Source organism: Enterococcus sp. MSG3299 (assembly GCF_050555765.1).
Taxonomy (GTDB): domain Bacteria; phylum Bacillota; class Bacilli; order Lactobacillales; family Enterococcaceae; genus Enterococcus; species Enterococcus faecalis.
This window is the reverse complement of record NZ_CP187869.1, coordinates 45,212-65,303: the sequence shown is the minus strand read 5'-3', so window position 1 is coordinate 65,303 and position 20,092 is coordinate 45,212. Positions and strand designations below refer to the sequence as shown.

At 37.5% G+C, this 20,092-nt stretch carries 26 protein-coding genes and 1 other annotated feature; of the genes, 4 read left to right on the top strand and 22 right to left on the bottom strand.

Annotation, left to right across the window (positions count from 1 at the left end; all coding sequences use genetic code 11):
* Positions 1–126 precede the first annotated feature (126 nt).
* Positions 127–276 carry a hypothetical protein gene (locus IGL23_RS00315; protein ID WP_200829408.1) on the bottom strand — a complete coding sequence of 50 codons (150 nt, stop codon included), beginning with the start codon at positions 274–276 and terminating at the stop codon, positions 127–129.
* 38 nt (positions 277–314) lie between these two features.
* Positions 315–500, bottom strand: coding sequence for a hypothetical protein (locus tag IGL23_RS00310; protein ID WP_002364665.1), 186 nt, complete (start codon positions 498–500; stop codon positions 315–317).
* 183 nt (positions 501–683) lie between these two features.
* Here IGL23_RS00310 and IGL23_RS00305 point away from each other — a divergent pair, with 183 nt between their 5' ends.
* Positions 684–1,073 (top strand): DUF2513 domain-containing protein, encoded by a 390-nt coding sequence (locus IGL23_RS00305; protein WP_016634381.1) that lies wholly within the window; start codon positions 684–686, stop codon positions 1,071–1,073.
* Here the strand turns inward: IGL23_RS00305 and IGL23_RS00300 are convergent.
* Genes IGL23_RS00300 through IGL23_RS00285 form a run of 4 tightly spaced genes read right to left on the bottom strand, consistent with a single transcriptional unit; the run spans position 1,045 to position 2,345 of the window.
* Positions 1,045–1,197: a hypothetical protein gene (locus tag IGL23_RS00300; RefSeq protein WP_010707996.1), complete on the bottom strand. Its 153-nt coding sequence runs from the start codon at positions 1,195–1,197 to the stop codon at positions 1,045–1,047. The genes IGL23_RS00305 and IGL23_RS00300 overlap by 29 nt on opposite strands.
* A 10-nt stretch (positions 1,198–1,207) precedes the next feature.
* Positions 1,208–1,903 (bottom strand): Rha family transcriptional regulator, encoded by a 696-nt coding sequence (locus tag IGL23_RS00295; RefSeq protein WP_430619689.1) that lies wholly within the window; start codon positions 1,901–1,903, stop codon positions 1,208–1,210.
* Positions 1,904–1,939: 36 nt separating this feature from the next.
* Positions 1,940–2,101 (bottom strand): hypothetical protein, encoded by a 162-nt coding sequence (locus IGL23_RS00290; protein ID WP_010824905.1) that lies wholly within the window; start codon positions 2,099–2,101, stop codon positions 1,940–1,942.
* Positions 2,102–2,138: 37 nt separating this feature from the next.
* Positions 2,139–2,345: a helix-turn-helix domain-containing protein gene (locus IGL23_RS00285; protein ID WP_104659775.1), complete on the bottom strand. Its 207-nt coding sequence runs from the start codon at positions 2,343–2,345 to the stop codon at positions 2,139–2,141.
* Between the two features lie 145 nt (positions 2,346–2,490).
* On the opposite strand from IGL23_RS00285, the gene IGL23_RS00280 reads away from it, so the two are divergent.
* From IGL23_RS00280 to IGL23_RS00270, 3 genes are all read left to right on the top strand, one after another.
* On the top strand, positions 2,491–3,207 hold the full coding sequence (locus tag IGL23_RS00280) for a S24 family peptidase (protein ID WP_231423892.1): 717 nt from the start codon (positions 2,491–2,493) through the stop codon (positions 3,205–3,207).
* 164 nt (positions 3,208–3,371) lie between these two features.
* On the top strand, positions 3,372–3,554 hold the full coding sequence (locus IGL23_RS00275) for a hypothetical protein (protein WP_010824902.1): 183 nt from the start codon (positions 3,372–3,374) through the stop codon (positions 3,552–3,554).
* A gap of 28 nt (positions 3,555–3,582) precedes the next feature.
* Positions 3,583–4,932 carry a recombinase family protein gene (locus IGL23_RS00270; RefSeq protein ID WP_104659774.1) on the top strand — a complete coding sequence of 450 codons (1,350 nt, stop codon included), beginning with the start codon at positions 3,583–3,585 and terminating at the stop codon, positions 4,930–4,932.
* A gap of 544 nt (positions 4,933–5,476) precedes the next feature.
* Here the strand turns inward: IGL23_RS00270 and glmU are convergent.
* From glmU to IGL23_RS00190, 16 genes are all read right to left on the bottom strand, one after another.
* Positions 5,477–6,862: a bifunctional UDP-N-acetylglucosamine diphosphorylase/glucosamine-1-phosphate N-acetyltransferase GlmU gene (gene glmU, locus IGL23_RS00265; RefSeq protein WP_002361483.1), complete on the bottom strand. Its 1,386-nt coding sequence runs from the start codon at positions 6,860–6,862 to the stop codon at positions 5,477–5,479.
* Positions 6,863–7,063: 201 nt separating this feature from the next.
* Positions 7,064–7,885, bottom strand: a complete 822-nt coding sequence (gene purR, locus IGL23_RS00260; RefSeq protein WP_002381336.1) for a pur operon repressor — start codon at positions 7,883–7,885, stop codon at positions 7,064–7,066.
* Between the two features lie 143 nt (positions 7,886–8,028).
* Positions 8,029–8,868 carry a metal ABC transporter permease gene (locus IGL23_RS00255; RefSeq protein WP_033594371.1) on the bottom strand — a complete coding sequence of 280 codons (840 nt, stop codon included), beginning with the start codon at positions 8,866–8,868 and terminating at the stop codon, positions 8,029–8,031.
* A gap of 161 nt (positions 8,869–9,029) precedes the next feature.
* The gene (locus tag IGL23_RS00250; protein ID WP_002356064.1) at positions 9,030–9,722 is read right to left on the bottom strand and encodes a metal ABC transporter ATP-binding protein; all 693 of its coding nucleotides are present in this window, start codon (positions 9,720–9,722) and stop codon (positions 9,030–9,032) included.
* A gap of 25 nt (positions 9,723–9,747) precedes the next feature.
* Complete coding sequence (locus IGL23_RS00245) at positions 9,748–10,701, bottom strand: metal ABC transporter substrate-binding protein (RefSeq protein ID WP_033594373.1); 954 nt, start codon at positions 10,699–10,701, stop codon at positions 9,748–9,750.
* 166 nt (positions 10,702–10,867) lie between these two features.
* Positions 10,868–11,719 (bottom strand): 4-(cytidine 5'-diphospho)-2-C-methyl-D-erythritol kinase, encoded by an 852-nt coding sequence (gene ispE / locus IGL23_RS00240; RefSeq protein WP_002356061.1) that lies wholly within the window; start codon positions 11,717–11,719, stop codon positions 10,868–10,870.
* Positions 11,720–11,899: 180 nt separating this feature from the next.
* Entirely contained in the window at positions 11,900–12,145 is a 246-nt protein-coding gene (locus IGL23_RS00235; RefSeq protein WP_002356060.1) for a Veg family protein, read from the bottom strand.
* Between the two features lie 114 nt (positions 12,146–12,259).
* A complete protein-coding gene (locus IGL23_RS00230; protein WP_002356059.1) occupies positions 12,260–12,826 on the bottom strand; it encodes a sigma-70 family RNA polymerase sigma factor in 567 nt (188 codons plus the stop codon).
* 85 nt (positions 12,827–12,911) lie between these two features.
* The gene (locus IGL23_RS00225) at positions 12,912–13,442 is read right to left on the bottom strand and encodes an NYN domain-containing protein (RefSeq protein ID WP_002356058.1); all 531 of its coding nucleotides are present in this window, start codon (positions 13,440–13,442) and stop codon (positions 12,912–12,914) included.
* Positions 13,443–13,456: 14 nt separating this feature from the next.
* Positions 13,457–14,314: a 23S rRNA (guanosine(2251)-2'-O)-methyltransferase RlmB gene (gene rlmB, locus IGL23_RS00220; RefSeq protein ID WP_033594374.1), complete on the bottom strand. Its 858-nt coding sequence runs from the start codon at positions 14,312–14,314 to the stop codon at positions 13,457–13,459.
* A complete protein-coding gene (locus IGL23_RS00215) occupies positions 14,304–14,702 on the bottom strand; it encodes a Mini-ribonuclease 3 (protein ID WP_002356056.1) in 399 nt (132 codons plus the stop codon). Before IGL23_RS00215 ends, rlmB begins: the two co-directional genes overlap by 11 nt.
* Positions 14,699–16,111 carry a cysteine--tRNA ligase gene (cysS, locus tag IGL23_RS00210; protein ID WP_033594375.1) on the bottom strand — a complete coding sequence of 471 codons (1,413 nt, stop codon included), beginning with the start codon at positions 16,109–16,111 and terminating at the stop codon, positions 14,699–14,701. Before cysS ends, IGL23_RS00215 begins: the two co-directional genes overlap by 4 nt.
* Positions 16,104–16,643 (bottom strand): serine O-acetyltransferase EpsC, encoded by a 540-nt coding sequence (gene epsC, locus IGL23_RS00205; protein ID WP_002356054.1) that lies wholly within the window; start codon positions 16,641–16,643, stop codon positions 16,104–16,106. Before epsC ends, cysS begins: the two co-directional genes overlap by 8 nt.
* Positions 16,644–16,707: 64 nt before the next feature.
* Positions 16,708–16,914 (bottom strand) — a binding site (T-box leader).
* Complete coding sequence (gene gltX / locus IGL23_RS00200; protein WP_002381335.1) at positions 16,913–18,370, bottom strand: glutamate--tRNA ligase; 1,458 nt, start codon at positions 18,368–18,370, stop codon at positions 16,913–16,915. (Overlaps the previous feature by 2 nt.)
* 52 nt (positions 18,371–18,422) lie before the next feature.
* Positions 18,423–18,896, bottom strand: coding sequence for a 2-C-methyl-D-erythritol 2,4-cyclodiphosphate synthase (gene ispF, locus IGL23_RS00195; RefSeq protein ID WP_033594376.1), 474 nt, complete (start codon positions 18,894–18,896; stop codon positions 18,423–18,425).
* A gap of 18 nt (positions 18,897–18,914) precedes the next feature.
* Positions 18,915–20,060: a PIN/TRAM domain-containing protein gene (locus tag IGL23_RS00190; RefSeq protein ID WP_002368622.1), complete on the bottom strand. Its 1,146-nt coding sequence runs from the start codon at positions 20,058–20,060 to the stop codon at positions 18,915–18,917.
* Positions 20,061–20,092: the final 32 nt, after the last annotated feature.

The window sequence follows — 20,092 nt, the reverse complement described above, 5'->3', positions numbered from 1 at the left end:
CATAAATTCCCTTAAAAAAATTTATAACTATATCTTTTTCGTTTTGCTCTAAACTACTCGCAATAGTTTGGAGCAATTCGTTTGTTTTCTTCTGTTCTTTTAGTAACTCTTTCAATAAATTTTCCACTATATATCAACCTCTTTCTCGTATTTCGCATCGTCATAATACATCCATAAAACAGCTGCAATCGGACCGCACATCAGAAGCAAAACATTTAAAGTAAAACTATCTCTCATAACGATTCCTAAGATAAAAACAAAAAACATAGTAGTCATTAAACGTGATTTGTAAATTTTTCTCATTTTATTTCTCCTTAAATATGCATTCTATTTTGAATCTCTAAGTATCTTAAAAATTCGAGTTCTTTTTCAATTTGATATGCTTTTCCTTCGGTCAGTTGTTCTGATTGTCTAAGCGCTGCTCTATCATCTTGTAGCTGTTTACGCTCTTTTTTGATTTGGTTGAGTATCCAGCTTTCTTGTTCAGTTGTATAAGCCATGTTGGCACTCCTAACTTTGTTTAACTCCGTTGAGACGTTCAGCTAGTTCTTTGTATGGGTCTGTGATATTTCGTCCCTTTAAAGATTCATGATATTTATCTTGGATATTTTCTTTTGGCATTGATACTCCTCCTTTAATTATGTTTTTTTGATATAATTTAATTATGAAAGTGAGGTTGTCTTATGAGATTAAATCCTGAATGTATTCGCGATATACTTTTTGAAATAGAAAGCGAATCTAGTTTTTATACCCCTTTTAACTACGATGGCGAAGAGCCACAAGAATCATTGTCTAAGTATTCTGCAGACGAAATCATGTACCACATACGCCAAGCATTTTTATCTAATTTGATCACTAAGCCTGAATATTTTTATAGTGATAACTTATGTTCAGTAGGTGATTTAACACCTCAAGGACACGAATTTATTAATAATATTCGCCAAGATACAAATTGGAATAAAACTAAAGAGGTGGCAAAAAACGTTGGTGCATCTTCTTTACGCACCCTAGTTGATATTTCTTCTAACGTTATTACTAATCTTATTAATCAAAATCTTTCCCCTGGACAGTAGCTTTAATAACAAGTGTGACTTCTGATTCTTTTTCAGAAGTCTTTTTCATTGAAATTGACTTCAAATACTTTAATTTTTTTCCATTTAAAAAATATTCATTACCTCTTAGTTCAATTCGATTCATTTTTTTCCTCCTATGCAATATCGTTTAAGTCAAAACTCATTTGTCTTACAACTGTTTTTGTGGCTGTAGACGGCTCCCAGTCATTGATATATTCAATTACCATTGGATAATGTTTTTCTCTTAATTGTGATCGGGTACCCACACCTGTGATTTGCTTAATACCTGAATTAATATCTTTGTAAAGCTTGTCACGCTGTTCCTTTGTGATTTTCCCAAATCCTCTTGCAACTTCTGCTACTCGTTGATGAACTCGACGTGATAAGTAGCCATAATCATCTGCACCGATTTTTTGATTGTCTTTTAAGTCGGCTACTTCTTTTTCAATTACATCTACGCGCTCATTTGTTTCTTCATTTGCTGATAAAGTAAGCATCGCTAATTCTCTTTGCGAGGTTGGAAGTTTAGGCTGTTGAATTTCTTTTTCCATTTGATTAAAAGCTTCAATATATTTCAGTTTGAATTCCAACACTTTTTGAGAGTTATTAAAACCTAATACTGCTAGCGTAAATCCATCTCGATTCATATAAACAACACGGTAAGCCTGTTTGTTTTGCGGATGAATATAAGTGTCTTCACAAAATAGGTCTGCATATTTTTGTGCAAGCCCCTCTTTCAAATCATCAATTGCTTTTAAAACAGCTCTGTGTTCTTTTCCGAAAGTTTCAGCAACTTGTAAACTACTTGTTACTGCTTGTTTATTTTTCATTATTACTAATTGCATATTCTGTTTCTCCCTTCATTTTTAGTTAGCTTCTTTCTGATAACTGTTACCTTCACTTTTCTTAGATTCACTTTTACTTTTTATTTTACAAACATGTTGTATGCCAGTACGTCGCGTTAAAACATCAGCAAAAGCTTGTGCCAATAAATCGATATCTACTTTTTCTGACGACTTTTGATTCATATCACACTTCCCTCCTCCTTTGTTGACATTCGGGAACTCAACGATTAAAAAAAATAGATATTCTAGATTCTGGCATTTCTAATGCTGTTGCTATTTTTGCTAGTTCGTCAACTCCCAATGAAACTGTACCATTTTCACGTTTTGTATACATACTTCTGGTCCAACCTAATTTTTTTGCTAATTCTTCTTGCGAATAACCCTTAGCAATCCTTTCAGCCTTTAAACGATTGAGTTCAAATTCCATATTAATAATTCCCTCCTTGATTTTTATTCATCCATGAATGTGCTTTAATGATATATCGACAATTCCCGATTGTCAACTAATTGTGCCGAATTAGAACATTTTTTGTTGACTATTGGGAACTTTATTAGTATTATTCTCTTAGGAGGTGAATAATTTGAGAACAAACGATGAGATCATGACATTAATTACAGATTTGCGCAAACAGAAAAAAATGACATCCACTGAATTAGCAGAAAAAGTAGGGATAGCTAAGTCCGCAATGTCACGTTACGAAAATAGAACAAGACAATTCCCTGTTAATAAGATAGCTGATTTTGCCAAAGCTTTAGAAACAAGTCCAGAATACCTATTAGGATTTGAAGAAGAACCACTTTCTCAAATTTTAACGAAAATAAACGAAACCTCAGCTAAGTTAGAAACTAAAAGACAAAAAAATGTATTAATATTTGCCGAGAAAGAATTAGATAAGCAAATTCTTGAAACGGAATCACGCAATAGAAAAGTTGTTCCATTGGTAGGAAAGACCGCAGCAAACCCTGCAGTTCTAGAATATGGAGATATAGACGTTGAACAGCACTCTTTCGCACACGTGCCGGAAGGAGCAGATTGTGCTATTAATATTCAGGGAGATTCAATGGAACCGCTAATTAAAGATGGAAGCATTGTTTTTTATAAAAAACAATGTGATGTTGAAAATGGTGAAATTGCAATCGTAGAAATTGATAATGATGGTGTTACATGTAAGAAAGTAATTAAAGACTACTCAAATAAACAAATTATTTTGAGATCAATCAATACCAAATATGAAGATAGAATTTTAGAAAATGAAAAAATTAGAATTATTGGAAAAGTTATATTATAGAACTTTTGTATTAGACTTAAAAGTATTCTATTAAAGACCAATCTGTTTAAAAAAATAATTTATAGAAGAATAGTTCGTGGTTAGCTAAGAAATAAATATAAATTTTAACCCTCGGACTTTTCTTCTTACAAAAAAAGAACATACATTCTCTAAGGAGGGATATTATGAATAAATATGAGGTAGAAAAAAGACTTTGCGAAGAGTTGAATATTGAATATATTAACTTAAATTTACGTACAGGACCTAGTCACAGATTTACTGAAAAAGAATACCAAGAGCTTAAATCTGATTATGCTCAGTTATTTTTACAATTAAACAAGCTTAATGTTGAGAAAGACCAAGAGTAGTTTTTAAATAAGATAGGGGGATTCGTTTATGCTAAAGAGAGCAGCGTTATACATTAGGGTTTCTACTGATCAACAAGCAAAACACGGGGATAGTTTAGACGCACAAATAGCTACTTTAAAAGATTATGTAAGTACTCAAGACAATTTGACAATCATTGACACGTATATTGATGACGGCATTTCAGGACAAAAATTGTACCGCGATGAATTTCAACGCTTATTAGAAGATATAAAAAAGAACAGAATAGATATTATTTTGTTTACCAAATTAGATCGATGGTTTAGAAATTTACGTCATTACTTAAATATCCAAGAAATATTAGATAATTCTGGCGTAACATGGCTTGCCGTTTCGCAACCATTTTTCAATACTGATACTGCTTATGGACGTTCCTTTGTTAATCAGTCAATGAGTTTTGCTGAATTAGAAGCACAAATGGCGTCTGAACGCATCAAAGCAGTATTTGAAAACAAAATTAGAAAGGGTGAAGTAGTAACTGGGAGTGTTCCTTTTGGTTATAAAATCTGTGATAAGAAGTTAATTCCTAACGAAAATGCACCTATCGCAAAAGACATTTTTAAACATTATTCTATTCACAACAGTATACGCCTAACTGTTGAATATCTATTCAATGAATATGATATTACAAGAAGTTCTCGAACAATCAAGCACATGTTAAGGAATAGAAAATATATAGGTGAAGTTTCTGGTAACAAAAATTATTGTCCTCCCATAGTAGATAAGGAAACCTTTGAGAAGGTTCAAAATCTATTAGATAAAAATATTTCATCTATAGCAAAACGTACTTATATCTTTTCAGGACTGGTAGTATGTAGTTGTTGCGGTAAAAAAATGACTGGACGTTATCGAAAAAGAAAATATATTAAAAAAGATGGCACAGTGATGTATTATACAAAAAAAGTATACCGTTGTAACGGAAACACTTATAAAAGAAATAAATGCCCAAATAAGATAAATATAGCTGAAGAGATACTTGAAGAGTATTTATTAAACAACATTAAAGCAGACGCGGAAAACTTTGAAGCTAAACAGAAGAAGATAGCAGTTTCTGCTCCTGAAAAAAACAATAATTCAAAAATACTAAAGAAAATAGAACGGTTAAAAAAAGCGTATCTTAATGAGGTTATAAGTTTAGACGAATATAAGAAAGATAGAAAAGAGCTTGAACAGATGATTGTTCAAGTCAAGCCTAAGGAAACTATAGTATTTAAATCGAATTGGTTTAACAAAAATATAGAAAGTACTTATCATGATTTCGATGAAGAAGAAAAAAGGTTTGTTTGGAGATCAGTACTTAAAAACTTAATTGTAGACCCTCATGGCAAAATAACAATTAATTTTTTAACAAAAAATTAGCCACTTTTAGGAACTGTCCTACTAGTAACGCTTGGCGCTATCAACGCAACAGCCATTAAAAAATGCATGCCCCACTTCACTTTTTTAAAGCTCAACTTTTTCACAAATTTCCTCCTTGTGTTTCAACCCATTTGCAACAAACAATTGTCAAAGTAACAAACAACAAAAAGAGCCTTCCCCCATCACGCTGCTCTTCTTTTCCTATCATAATATATCCGTTAAATAAAAAACAGTAAATTCCGTTAAAATAAGATGTTTTTCCTGTAAATTGTTTTTATTTTTGGACAATATAGCGGATTTGTTTGTGAAAAAAATAGTAATTTTGAACAAAACACGAACTTTATAAAAAAGAAAGTCTTTTTATATTGGAAAAGCGGAACAAAAACTATTTTTTTGAAAAAAATAACTAAAAATACCGAATAAACAGCATTGGTCTAGTCCTTGAATACCTCTAAACAAATATTATCAGCAATTGGTCTAGTCTTTAAGGAGGAAAAAGAACGCTCTTTTGCTTAAGCAAAAGAGCGTTCTTTTTTATTTGAGGTTAATCCTTCATATAAGGTAACTTTTTAGCATAGCCTTCTTTATTCACTTGACGTGCCCGGGCAATCGCCAAATCTTCTGAAGGGACATCTTCTGTGATGGTTGAACCAGCAGCAGTCACCGCATGATCACCAATCGTGACTGGCGCAACAATGTTCGTTGCAGAGCCAATAAACGCGTGATCACCCACGACTGTTTGGTGTTTATTTTTGCCATCATAATTAACAAAAACAACGCCGCAACCGACATTAATATCTTTGCCTAATGTTGCATCACCAACGTATGTTAAATGGCCCACTTTTGTGCCTTCATCGATTGTTGCATTTTTTACTTCCACGAAGTTACCAATGTGTACGTTTACCCCCACATCTGCTTTAGGACGTAAATGTGCATACGGACCCACATCGGCCCCCTCGCGAACCACACTTTCTTCAATCACAGACTGTTTAACAACCACTTGATTGCCAATGTGACTATCAACGATTTCTGAATGTGCGCCAATCAAGCAATCTTCGCCAATCACTGTTTTTCCTTTGATAGTGACTCCCGCTTCAATGACTGTGTCTGAACCAATTACCACGCCTTCATCAATATACGTTGTATCTGGATCAATAAATGTAACACCATTTCGCATATGCATTTCATTTAAACGACGATGCATAATTTTATTAGCAGTGGATAAAGCGACACGATCATTTACACCCATTGCTTCGTCAAAGTCTGCCATTTGATAAGCAGCGACAGCTTTGCCTTCTTTTTTCAAAATTTCAATGATATCTGTTAAATAGTATTCCCCTTGTGTGTTGTTTGTATCTGTTTTCGCTAACGCTTCAAACAATGATTCATTATCAAAACAGAAGGTTCCTGTATTAATTTCTTGAACACGTGCTTCTTCTTCACTGGCATCTTTTTGTTCCACGATTCGTTCAACAATGCCCACATGGTCACGAATAATTCGACCATAGCCTGTTGGGTCTTCCGCATGCGCTGTTAAAATAGTCGCACTTGCATTCTTACCTTGATGGTAATCGAATAAATTTTTCAAGGTTTCCGCAGTTAATAATGGCGTATCCCCTGTAATAACTAATGTTGTTCCTTGTTTGCCACCTAATAACTCTTGTGCTTGCATGACTGCATGCCCAGTTCCCAATTGTTCAGCTTGTAAGGCATATTGACTACGTTCGCCTAAATGGCTTTTAATCATTTCCGCCCCGTGTCCAACGATCGTCACGATTTCTGTTGGTTCTGTTTGTTCTACTTGATCTAAAATATGTTCGACCATTGGTTTACCAGCAACTGGATGCAATACTTTATAAAGTTTAGATTTCATGCGTGTTCCTTTACCAGCTGCTAAAATAATTGCGTATCTATTTTCCACGTTTGCCACCTCAAATTAACTAAATTGTTTGATTTTCTTCTAAATCGTCCTCATTATACCTTTTCTAGTTTATCTTACTCTTTTGTCTTTTTCAACAAAATAAGGCATTTAAAAGGTAGACCAATTTATTTTCTCATCTTTTTTTAAAGGAATAAAACAGAAAAAAAGAACCTGAAAATGGAATGGACCATTTTCAGGTTCTTTTTCAAATTATTTCTCTGTGAAATAGTTTCCTGGGACTACGCTAATCGTTTTTGTTTGTGTATCCACATCTTCCACATATAATAGCGAAGTGTAGTCATCGATTGCACGACGGCCATTGAATTTTGACTCAGCAAAAACGGTAATGCCCACAAGTTCTGCTTCAAATTCTTCAATCATACTCTTCATACCATTGACGGTGCCGCCGCCTTTCATGAAGTCATCCACGACTAAAACTTTTGATCCGCGTTTTAAGCTGCGTTTTGAAAGTTCCATTTTTTCGATACGTTCTGAAGACCCTGATACATAGTTCACGCTCACCGTTGAACCTTCAGTAATCTTAGAATCGCGACGAACAATCACAAACGGAACATTTAAGTAATAAGACACAGCTTGCGCAATTGGCACGCCTTTAGTCGCAACGGTCATTACCGCATCAATTTGTTTGCCTAAATATTTAGAAGCAATAATCCGGCCCACTTGTCTTAATAAATTCGGTTCCCCAAGTAAATCTGAAAGATAAACATAGCCCCCAGGTAATAAGCGATCTTGTTCTGACAAACGATCACACAAATCCATAATCAACTGCTCCGCTTCCTCATAAGGAATTTCAGGGATAAAGCGGACACCGCCTGCAGCGCCTGGAATCGTTTCTAAAATACCTGTTCCACGTTCTTTAAATGTTTTTTTAACAATTGCTAAATCTTCACTAATGGAAGACTTGGCAGATTGGTATCGGTCAGCAAAATATGTCAAAGAAACCAATGTATGGGGATGATCTAAAAGATATTGGGTCATATCGATTAATCGTTCACTTCTCCGAATTTTCAAATTCGTCACTCCTTTTCATTCTATCGTTCCTTATTATAAGGGGTTTAACCGAAAAATTCGAGGATTTTTTTCAAATAACTGAAAATAGTTCGCCATTTCTTTTAAAAAAAAGAAATAAAGGAGAAAAACTTTCGTTTTTCTCCTTAGTTTCTTTGCATTTTTTGTTTTCGTTGGACCATGACAACCACTCGGCGATAAATATTGACTAATAAGAATAAACCAATAAAAATTAGGGTAATGCTTGCACTCGGTGGTGTTTCCAAATAATACGAGCTAGTCAACCCTGTTAGCATGCCAATCAAGCCCATAAACACACTGATGATAATCACCGTGTTGAAGCCTTTACCAATTCGCATACCTATCGCAGCTGGTAAGACCATAATTGCTGAAATTAACAAGGCTCCCGCAATCGGAATCATCACAGCAATCGCCACACCAGTAATTACATTAAAAAACATCGACATCCAATGAATAGGTAGCCCATCAACATGAGCAGTATCTTCATCAAATGTTAAAACATACATTGGACGTTTAAATAACATAAACAATAGAACTAAAACTACGAATAAAATTGCCAACATAACCACTTGATCCCACGTAATCGTGACGATGGAACCAAATAAATACGATTGAATACTAGCAGCTGAATTGCCTCCTGTTAAATTCATCAAAACTAACGCCAAAGCCAAACCGCCTGACATTAAAATAGCAATCGAAATTTCTGAATAGGTGCTATAAATCATTCGTAAATATTCTAGAATGATTGCAGCCACAATCACGACAATTAAGGTCATTAAATTAGGATTCCAATTAAAAAAGAAGCCTAGTGCCACACCGGCTAATGACACATGTGAAAGGGTATCTGCCATTAAAGATTGTCGGCGAATAACTAGAAAGACGCCGAGCATTGGGGCAATCACTGAGATAAACAGTGCTGCTAAAAAGGCCTTTTGCATAAATGCATAAGAAAGCATTTCTGCCATACGATTCACTCCTTACCGCTAAAATGAACACTACCATTGTAGCGACGTTTAAGCGAATTAATTTTTTAATTCCTGTTTATTTTTTAAATTTTTCCAACATTTCTTTAAGTCGTTCCTTGGCTTTCGTTATGATCGAGCCAGATAACGTTTTATTGGAAAATTTACGTATACGATTCTTCACTCATATGGAAACAACGCCATTTCGAATCTTCTTTGCGGACAAGACGAATTTGACGATCCACATAGGTTTTGATATCTTCATGATCATGCGTAATCATCAAAATAGCTTTTCCATGTTCATGCGCACTGTGTTGCAACAATTGATAAAATTCGTTTCGCGATTGTTCATCCATACCTGTTGTTGGCTCATCTAAAATAAATAAATCTGGATCGGTCGCAAACACTCGTGCTAAACTAATTCGTTGCTTTTGCCCTCCAGAAAGCTCGCCAATTCGTTTGTGGCGCATTTCCCACATGTCCACTGATTTCAAAGCTTTTTCCACATGAAGATGATCTTTTTTCGTCAACGGTTTGAACCAACGATTTCTGGGAAAGCGACCTGAACGTACTAATTCAATGACGGTGCTAGGAAAGCCCGCATTGAAAGAAGCGACTTGTTGTGGAATGTAGCCAATGCTGATTTTTTCACCAGCACTATTTTTTTTAGCGACCGTAATTTTGCCACTTGTTGGTTTTAATAACCCTAAGGTACTTTTGATCAGCGTTGACTTGGCAGCGCCATTTTCTCCTGTTAAAATAACGAATTCCCCTGGATCAACATAATAAGAAACATCTTCTAAAACAGGTTCATCATCATAATAGAAGGTTAAATTTTCGACTTCAATATAATGCATAAGTTGGCTCCTTTCTGTTGCCAGATTAATGAATGCTTTTTTGTAAAGCAGCGAGGTTTTCTTTCATGACAGACACGTAGTTCTCGCCTGCTTCTTGTTCTTTTTGAGTTAAACTCTCTAAAGGATTCAATACGGCTAATTCGACGCCTGTCTCGTCTGCCAATGTTTTGGCTACTTTTGTAGAAGCCGATGCTTCAAAATAGATCACAGAAACATTGTTTGTTTTAATATATTTTTTTAATTCGGCTAAACGACTTGGCGAAGGTTCTTGGTCTGGAGAAATCCCAGCAATCGGTTCTTGGGTCAAGCCATATTGTTTCGCCAAATAGCCAAATGCAGCATGTTGCGTCACAAAGGTCCGATTTTTAGCGTCTGCAAATGCAACTTGGTATTCCTTATCTAGCGCAGTCAATTTTTCCAAATAAGCAGCGGTATTTTTTTCAAATACGGCTTTTTTCTCAGGATATTTTTTGATAAGCGCATCCCGAATCGCTGTTACTTCTTTTTGCGCTAACACGGGATCTAACCAGACATGCGGATCCAGTTCGTGGGAATGGTTATGGCCTTCATGACCTTCTTCGCCAGATTCTTCCTCTTCTGTTCCTTGCATCAATTGAATGGATTGACTGGCTTCCACGATTGAAACTTTTTTCGTGTCCAAGTTTTCAATAACATTCGGAACCCAAGTTTCTAGCTCTTTACTATTATAAACAAAGACATCCGCATCAGTAATTTTCGCTAAGTCTTTTGCGCTTGGTTCATAATCGTGTGGTTCCGTTCCAGCTGGAATCAACAGCTCAACCTCTCCCTCATCACCAACGACTTGTTTTGCGAAGTCGTACATCGGATAAAAAGTAGTCATTACCGTGAGCTCTTTCTTCTCTTTTGGCGATTGTGTGGTTTGCCCACAGCTAGCTAAAAGAAAAGCACTGATTGCTAAAGTAACGCCGATTATCAAACGGCGGTAGATTTTCGTCATGTTCTGTCCTCTTTTCGATTTACCTATCATAAACCGTAATATTTACGATTTGCCAGGAATAATGTACCAAATGGATCACGGGACGTCAAGGAATAAATTTAAAAAAACAACAGAGCGTGGGACAAAAATCACTTTGGGTTTTTGCTCCACGCTCTGTTGTTTTTATTTATTTCAATGTCCGAACCAAATAAACTTCTTCACAAAAGCCTTTAAGTCCATTATAAATCCGTTGTGCTCGTGTTTTCTTTTCACATAAAGCAAAGACTGTCGGTCCACTGCCGCTCATCAACGCTGCATCAGCGCCGTACTTCAGCATGCGATCCTTGATTTGTTGCACGATCGGATGTCTGGCAATCGTGACACTTTCCAACGCATTGCCAACCGTTTGGGTCATCCCAGTATAATCACCATTCTCAATAGCTATTCTTAGTCCAGCAATATCTGGATGGTGCAATTCATCTACCGCTAAATCATTAAAAACGGTACTAGTGGATACACTAATTCTTGGTTTAACTAACACAATCCAACATTGAGGCATGGTCGGTAATGCTTCAATTTTCTCCCCACGTCCGTTTGCAAAGGCTGTTCCGCCCCTTAAACAATAAGGAACATCCATACCAATTTGGCTGCCAATTTCACAGAGTTCGTCCATCGTCAACCCCAGATTCCACAGTTTGTTCAAGCCTCGTAATGCTGCGGCACAGTCACTGCTCCCCCCTGCTAAACCAGCTGCCACGGGGATACGTTTTTCAATATATATTTTAATTCCTTTATGAATATTATAGGTACGCTTTAATAAGTCAACTGCTTGATAGACATGATTCCGTCGATCCACGGGTAAAAAAGAGCTGTCCGTTTCAATACGAATGATGTCTTCTTCTAGATTTTCAAAAGTTAAATGATCGGCTAAATCTACACTTGCAAAAATAGATTCAACTTCATGATAGCCATCCACACGTTTATGCAGAACATCTAACCCAAGATTAATTTTCGCAGGAGCTCGTTCGATTATTTCCATCGGTTCCCTGATTCACCTTCCTTAATCTTTTGTCTACCAACATTTTAATCTTTTAGATTCTATCATATGTCCATGAAGAAGTACACCGAAGATTGCTCTTTCTCTGACAACAGATGGGTGAAATTAAAAAGAGCTTAGGAACGAAGGGCTCTTCCTTCACTCCTAAGCGGACTTTCTAAATTATACGGCTTGACCGATGAATTCGATTTCAACGGTGCGTGTTAAAACATCTGAATAGCTATAAGATACACGTTCAAATGAGTTCTCGTCTGGATCCAAGTCAACAACAAAAACAGATGGATAAGTCTCCGTTAAGATTCCTTTACGTTCTGTTTGGCGCTTTCTTCCAGTCTGAGCAACTAACATAATTTCACTGCCGATACGGCCTTCCAAATCTTTCTTAATTGACGATAACGTTGTTGGCATTGCATTCACCTCGAGAAACATTATATCACTTTTTTTAAAAAATTTCAAGTTTATCACACTAGAAGTCTGTTTGCAACTACTTTTGCTCGACAAACCGGCTGTTTTGTCGAATTTTTATTCATTTTCTAATGTATATTTCATTTTTGCTTTGGCACGATCATAGGCACTTCGGACAGCTGAAAAAGTTCCCCCACGTACTTTAGCGATTTCTTCTAACGTGTAGCCTTTTAAGTATGCGTTTAAAATTTGTTGTTCCAACGAGGAAAGACGTGTCGGAAAAGCTGCCAATTTTTCTTGAATCATTAATTGACCTAATGGGTCGGTAGCCGCTGTCCCCAAATAGTCCACTAACTCTTCACCAGCGCTTTCTAATCGTTGTTCCAGAGAAATAGACAAGGTATCTGTTCGCCGCTTATAGGCGCATTGATGGCGAATTAAGCTATGTACGTGATTTTCAAAATTTCGTTTAAAAAACTTTCCTAATGATGCTTGTTTTTCTGAATCAAATCGTTCTAACGTCCGAAAGAAGACAATTCGTCCTTCTTGAAGCCAGTCTTCAGTATCATAATCTTTTAAATAGTATTTTTTCATGCACTTATAAATCACTGGCTGATATTGCCCATATAAGGCTTGAAATTGTTCTTGGTCTCCTGCTAATGCTTGTTGAATCTGTTCTAACATAAAAAGCCCTCCTTTTCGATAAACGTATCGAATGATTTAGGAGAGCATAGCATGTTAGAAATTTATGACTTAAGCGAACATTTGTTTAATCTTTTTTTTGAGACAATTCTTCTAGCTTCTCAGAAAGTTTTGATAACTGCTCCACGTTCCATGGAGAATTTCGACGAAATTGCTGGAAATGGATATCCGTTGCATGAATGGCAATCGTCTTTTCTGTTTTCTGGACAGCTTTGTAAAGTTCATTGGCCGAAGTCCGCAATGCACCTTGTGAAAAGACCACCCATTGTTCAGCCAAATCACTCGTTGCGACTGTTACTTGCGTTAAACGATCATTTTTTTCACCAGCTAGACGTTCAATATAACTATCTGCTGTTTCATCTTCTTTGGTGAAAACCACGGTCAAAAGGTACTTTTTGTACGTTTGCTGAATACCTGGGACTAATTGGGCATCAAAGACCACAATGATTTCCAACCCTTCATATTTGGCATAATTGGACAGACGACTAAGAAGCAGTTCACGCGCATCCTCTAAACGCTCTTGCTTTTTCAACTGGACCAATTCTGGCCAAGCACCAATCATATTATAGCCATCAACGATTAACAATTGTTTTTTCATACAATCGCCTTCTTCTATAATGGGTTGCGGCCACGATAGACTTCATACATTAGCAAGCCTGCAGCCACACCAGCGTTTAAGCTTTGAACGTGTCCAGTCATTGGAATCGTTAATAATTCATCCACTTCTTTATGAAGACCTTGACTCATGCCACGACCTTCATTTCCGATGATTAAGGCAATTGCGCCTTGTGTATTCCAGCGACGGTAATCCGTCCCAGACATATCTGTACCAAAAATCCAAAATTGATTCTCTTTTAGCGTTGCAATACTTTGCGCTAGATTCGTTACACGAGCCACTGGAACATGTTCCACGGCCCCTGTTGATGCTTTGGTTACGGTTGGTGTAATTCCCACTGCACGATGTTTTGGAATGATAATACCGTCCACGCCTGTCGCATCAGCAGTTCGCAAAATTGAGCCAAAGTTATGCGGGTCCTCTAGACTGTCTAAAATTAGGAAAAATGGTGTTTCTGTCTTTTCTTTTGTTTGTTCCAATAATTCTTCTAAAGTTAAATATTGATACGCCGTGATTGCTAAAACCATGCCTTGATGCACGCCGTGATCACTCATCGTATCTAATTTTGCTTTAGGCACCCATTTGACTGGAACAGCCTGTTCTTTCGCTGCTTGTTTTAATTGCTCAATTTTCTCGCCACGAGCATCTTCTTGTAAAAACAATTTATTCCCGCGTCCTTGCTGCAACGCCTCAACAGTGGCATGGAAACCAAAGACAAAGTTATCTGCTAGCTCTTCTGAGGTTCCATCAGCACCTGCTGTCGCTGGTCGTGGGTTCCGTTCTTTTGAACGCTTATCTGAACGTTCTGGACGTTTCTTACCTTTTTTAAAAGGACGAGATTTTTCATTTTTCATTGGTTTCACCTACTTTCTTGATACACCAGTTAATTAATTCTTCTAAACGTTCTTTTTGTTGTGTTAAATGTAAATAACCCATCAAGGATTCGAAACCGGTCGCTACCCGATAGGTCGTCACATCAGCATTTTTGGCAAAGGTGTGACTTTTAGCATTCCGACCGCGTTTGTACATCACTTCTTCTTCCTCCGTTAGCATTTCTCCCGCTAACATCGCTTGCATTAAGCTTGCTTGGGCTTTTGCTGACACGTAATGTGTCGCCATGCGATGCAAAACATTCGGTTTCGTTTGTCCTAAGGAAACTAAATAATCACGAATGTAAATTTCATAAATCGCATCGCCAACATAGGCCAAAGCTAAACCGTTTAATTGTTTGTAATCTCTCATTCACTTCTTCTCCATCTCGTTCCTTGCGGAGTATCTTCTAAAACAATGCCTTGTTCTTTTAATAAATCGCGGATTTCATCACTTCGGGAAAAATCACGGTCTTTCCGTGCTTGGTTCCGTTCTTCAATTAACGCATCGACTTGTGCATCCACTAATTCTTCGTTTTTAAAGAATAAACCAAAAATAGCTAACCAGCCACTGAAAAGCTTATCCATCGCCAATAGAACTGGTTCCGAAACTGTCGCTTGTTCACTGTACTGATTCATCATCTTCGCTAATTCATAAACGACCGTAATCCCGTTAGCTGCATTGAAATCATCGTCCATTTCCGTAATAAAACGTTGTTCTAATTCGTTTAATTGAGCCAAATAGTGTTCATCCTCTGGCAAACTTGCGACCGCATCTGCTTGTCTAAAACGTAAATTTTCAAACGCATTTTTCAATTTTTGATAATTGGCTATTGCCTCTTTTAGAGTGCTTTCGCTATAACGAATCGGGCGACGGTACTGGGTGGTTGACATAAAGAAACGTAAAATTTGCGGATCCACTTTTTGAATCATTTCATGAACAGTAATGAAGTTACCTAGGGATTTGCTCATTTTTTCATCGTCTTCACCAATTGTGACATAGCCGTTATGCATCCAGTAATTGGCAAAGGTATGGCCTGTTTTGGCTTCGCTCTGTGCAATTTCATTCTCATGATGTGGAAATTCTAAATCTTGTCCACCGCCATGAATATCAATCGTCTCTCCCAAGTGTTTTGTCGCCATGACAGAGCATTCAATATGCCAGCCGGGACGTCCTTTCCCCCAAGGAGAATCCCAAGAAATTTCATCTTCTTTGGCACTTTTCCAAAGAGCAAAATCCAATGGGTCTTCTTTTAATTGTTGTTCAACGCCAGTTCGTTGACTTGCCCCCACTTCTAATTCATCAATCGATTGATGGCTTAATTTACCATAATTAGGGAATTTACGGGTGCGATAATACACATCACCTGCGACCTCATAAGCAAAACCTTTTTCAATTAAAACGTCGATAAAAGCTAAGATATCAGGCATATGGTCCATCACCCGGGGATGCAGCGTTGCTGGTTGGACATTCAATGCTTGCGTGTCTTCTTCAAAGGCTTTGATAAAACGCTCTGCCACTTCCGGCGCAGTAATTTTCAATTCTTTAGCTGCCTTGATAATTTTATCATCGACATCTGTAAAGTTCGAGACATAATTCACTTCATACCCACGATATTCAAAATAACGACGAATTGTATCAAAGGCGATCGCACTGCGCGCATTACCGATATGGATATAGTTATACACGGTTGGTCCGCAGACATACATCCGAACTTTATGCGCCTCAATTGGCGTAAATACTTCTTTTTCTCTGGTCAATGTATTATAAATTTTAATCATGCCCTTTTTCCACCTTTCTTCCATTTAGACGAACGACTTTCGCAGGAACACCCACAGCTGTGGCATCTGCTGGGATGTCTGAAATAACAACAGCACCCGCCCCAATTTTTGAACGTTCACCAATCACAACTGGCCCTAAAATTTGAGCTCGTGCCGAAATCATCGCTCCTTTTTTCACTGTTGGATGGCGTTTACCCGTATCACGACCGGTCCCACCTAACGTCACTCCGTGAAACAAAACAACATCTTCTTCTATTTCCGCGGTTTCCCCAATCACAATGCCCATGCCGTGATCGATAAAAACCCCCGCACCAATTGTGGCTCCGGGATGAATTTCTACGCCCGTTATGAAACGCCAAAATTGTGCATGAATCTTCGCCAACAAAAACAACTGATGCCTATATAAGAAATGAGACAAGCGATGCCAAAACAGGGCGTGCAAGCCAGGATACGTTAAAAGAACTTCTAGTGTGGTCCGCGCTGCAGGATCGTTTCTTTTAACAGCTGCGACGCTACGTTTCAACCAACTCATATGGTGAACTCCTTTCTATTATACAAAAATAAAAAACGTCTTTTAAGCAACAAAAAAACGTTGCTTAAAAGACGCCCATGCGTGGTTCCACTTTTCTTCACAAGAACTAGCTCTTGCCTCGATACAGTTAACGCCTGCCGACGTCTTCGGTTACTTTTTTCACCAAAGCCACTCATAGATGCATTTCGACAAAAGATGCTCGCTGTTCTCACCACCCACAGCGTCTCTGAAATCCATCTGATTGTCTACTTCTTCTATTCTTTGTGTTTTTATAACACTTTATTTAAATGATCTAAAGCTTTTTCTTTGCCTAATAACTCGATGGTTTCGCCTAATTCAGGACCATGCATTTGTCCAGAAACAGCAATTCGAATTGGCATAAACAAGTTTTTGCCTTTAACGCCGGTTTCTTTTTGGACGGCTTTAATCGCTGCTTTAATACTTGGGACATCGAAAACGTCCAAGGCTTCTAATTGTTCTTTAAACGCATGTAACACAGTTGGCACTGTTTCTCCTTGCAAGAATTCTTTCGCAGCATCATCTAAAACTGGATGTTCATTAAAGAACAAGTTTGATAGTTCCACAATTTCAGCTGCATAACTCATTTGTGGTTGATACAAGCTAACTAATTGTTTTAACCATTCGATTTTTTCAGGAGATGGATTTTCTTCAACACGACCGTCAGCGACTAAATAAGGAATACACATATCTGTTAGTTCACCTAAGTCCATTTGTTTCATGTATTGATTGTTAATCCATTCTAATTTTTTCGCATCAAAGGCCGCTGGTGACTTGCTTAAGCGTTGTTCATCAAACAATTTAATCAAGTCTTCTTGTGAGAAGATTTCTTCTTCGCCAACAGGAGACCATCCTAGTAAAGCAATAAAGTTGAACATGGCTTCTGGTAAGTAACCTAATTCACGGTATTGTTCAATAAATTGTAAAATTGTTTCATCACGTTTGCTCAATTTTTTGCCAGTTTCTGAATTAATGATTAAGGTCATATGGCCAAAGACAGGTGGTGTCCATTCAAACGCTTCGTAAATCATTAATTGTTTTGGTGTGTTCGCAATGTGATCATCGCCACGTAAAACATGAGAAATTTTCATTAAGTGATCATCTACTGCAACGGCAAAGTTATACGTTGGCATCCCATCGCGTTTTTGGATGACAAAATCGCCACCAATGTTATCTGACTCAAAAGTAATTTCACCTTTCACGATGTCATCAAATTTGTATTCTGTATTACGTGGCACACGGAAACGAATCACTGGTTCTAGACCAGCCGCTTCTTTGGCTGCTTGTTCAGAAGGTGTTAAATTCGCACAAGTGCCTGCGTAGTGAGGCATTTCCCCACGAGCTTGTTGTGCTTCACGTTCTGCTTCTAATTCTTCTGGCGTACAATAACACTTATACGCACGATTGCTACTTAATAATTGATCGATCAATGGTTGGTAAATTTCTTTACGTTCTGATTGACGATATGGACCATATTCTCCCGGATGAGCAGGTGATTCATCCCATTCCATCCCTAACCATGCTAAGTTTTCCAACTGACTTTTCTCGCCGTCTTCGATGTTCCGTTTTTGGTCGGTATCCTCGATACGAATGATAAATTCTCCGTCATTGTGGCGGGCAAATAAGTAGTTAAATAATGCTGTTCTTGCATTCCCAATGTGCAAGTGTCCAGTTGGACTTGGTGCGTAACGCACACGAACTTTCGTCATGTTCATTCCTCTTTCCATTTTTTAAAAACAGACGGTTTAACGTCGTTTTCAGTTATTTTTCCAATAAAGCAACGGCAATTGCGCCGATTCCTTCTTTTTTACCAACAAAGCCCATCGCTTCCATGGTCGTTGCCTTAATGTTCACTTGTGTGACCGCTAAGTGGCAACTCGCGGCTAGATTCTTTTCCATCTCTGCCAAGTATGGGCTCATCTTTGGCTCTTCCGCTAAAATTGTACAATCAATATTGCCAATAGTAAAGCCCGACCGCCCAACTTTTTCATTTACTTTTTTTAATAAGTTTACAGAATTCGCATTTTTGAACTGCGGATCGGTTTCGGGAAACAGTTGCCCAATATCACCCAGACCAGCGGCACCAAGGATTGCATCAATAATTGCATGTGTTAAAACATCGGCATCTGAGTGACCTAACAGACCTTTTTCATAAGGAAGAGTAACCCCACCAATAATTAAAGGTCGTTGCGGAACTAATTGATGAACATCAAAACCTTGACCGATTCGAATCATACTAAGTCCTCACTTTGCTTAATTTTTATCGTTTTTAGGATGGTTATCCTTGCGATCATTAATCCCGCGACCCGCGTGCGCCGGTTTGGCAAAAATCATACGCCCAGCTGCGGTTTGTAAAGCACTTGTAACGACCACTTCGATTTGCTCATTCATGTAATGCTGGCCATCTTCTACCACAACCATTGTGCCATCATCTAAGTAAGCGACCCCTTGTTGACGCTCTGTTCCGGCTTTTACAACCATCACATTCATCGTTTCACCTGGAATCACCACTGGTTTCACAGCATTAGCTAAAGCATTAATGTTTAAAACAGGCACATTTTGAAATTCAGAGACTTTATTTAAGTTGTAGTCATTGGTCACAACCACGCCATCTAATAATTTTGCTAATTTGATTAATTTACTGTCTACTTCAGAGATATCCTCGAAATCTCCGTCATACATCTCAACGGAGATACCTTCTTCTTTTTGTAAAGCATTTAAAATATCTAAGCCACGACGACCTCTCACCCGTTTTAAACTGTCTCCAGAATCAGCAATGTATTGTAATTCATATAAAACAAAGTTAGGGATGAGCAAAACACCTTCTAAAAAGCCTGTTTTAGCGATATCGTAGATTCTGCCATCAATGATGACACTGGTGTCTAAAATTTTGTATTTATGGAAGTTGTCTTCCACTTTACGTTCCAACATTTGTCCTTCGGTGTCTTCCGTATTTGCTTTCTTTTGGCGAGGTGTGAAAACTTTTTTCCACTCCTCAATCCGTGTTGTTCCCATTCGGAAACCTAAGTAACCCAGAATAATCATAACTAGAATTGGTAGTAAACTATTCACGACAGGAATTTGTAAGTTGTACATTGGAATGGAGATAATGACGCCAATTGTTAAACCAATGATGGCACCAATACTTCCAAATAATAAATAGGTTAAACTCATTTCATTTAAAGCTGCTTCGATTTTTTTAACAGCGGAAACAATATACTTTGCTAACCCTAAAGATAAAATAAAGAAAATAATTGCACCGATTAATCCGTTCGTAAAGTTATTGTTTAACCAACTGTTATTGCCTTGCTTAGCCATTTCCCAAGCCATTGGGAAAAGAGAAATTCCTAAACTTGCACCAGCAATGATCATCAGCAACGTGATGATTCGTTTTTGCATATAGCCATCCTCCTCGTTTATTTAATAAAGAC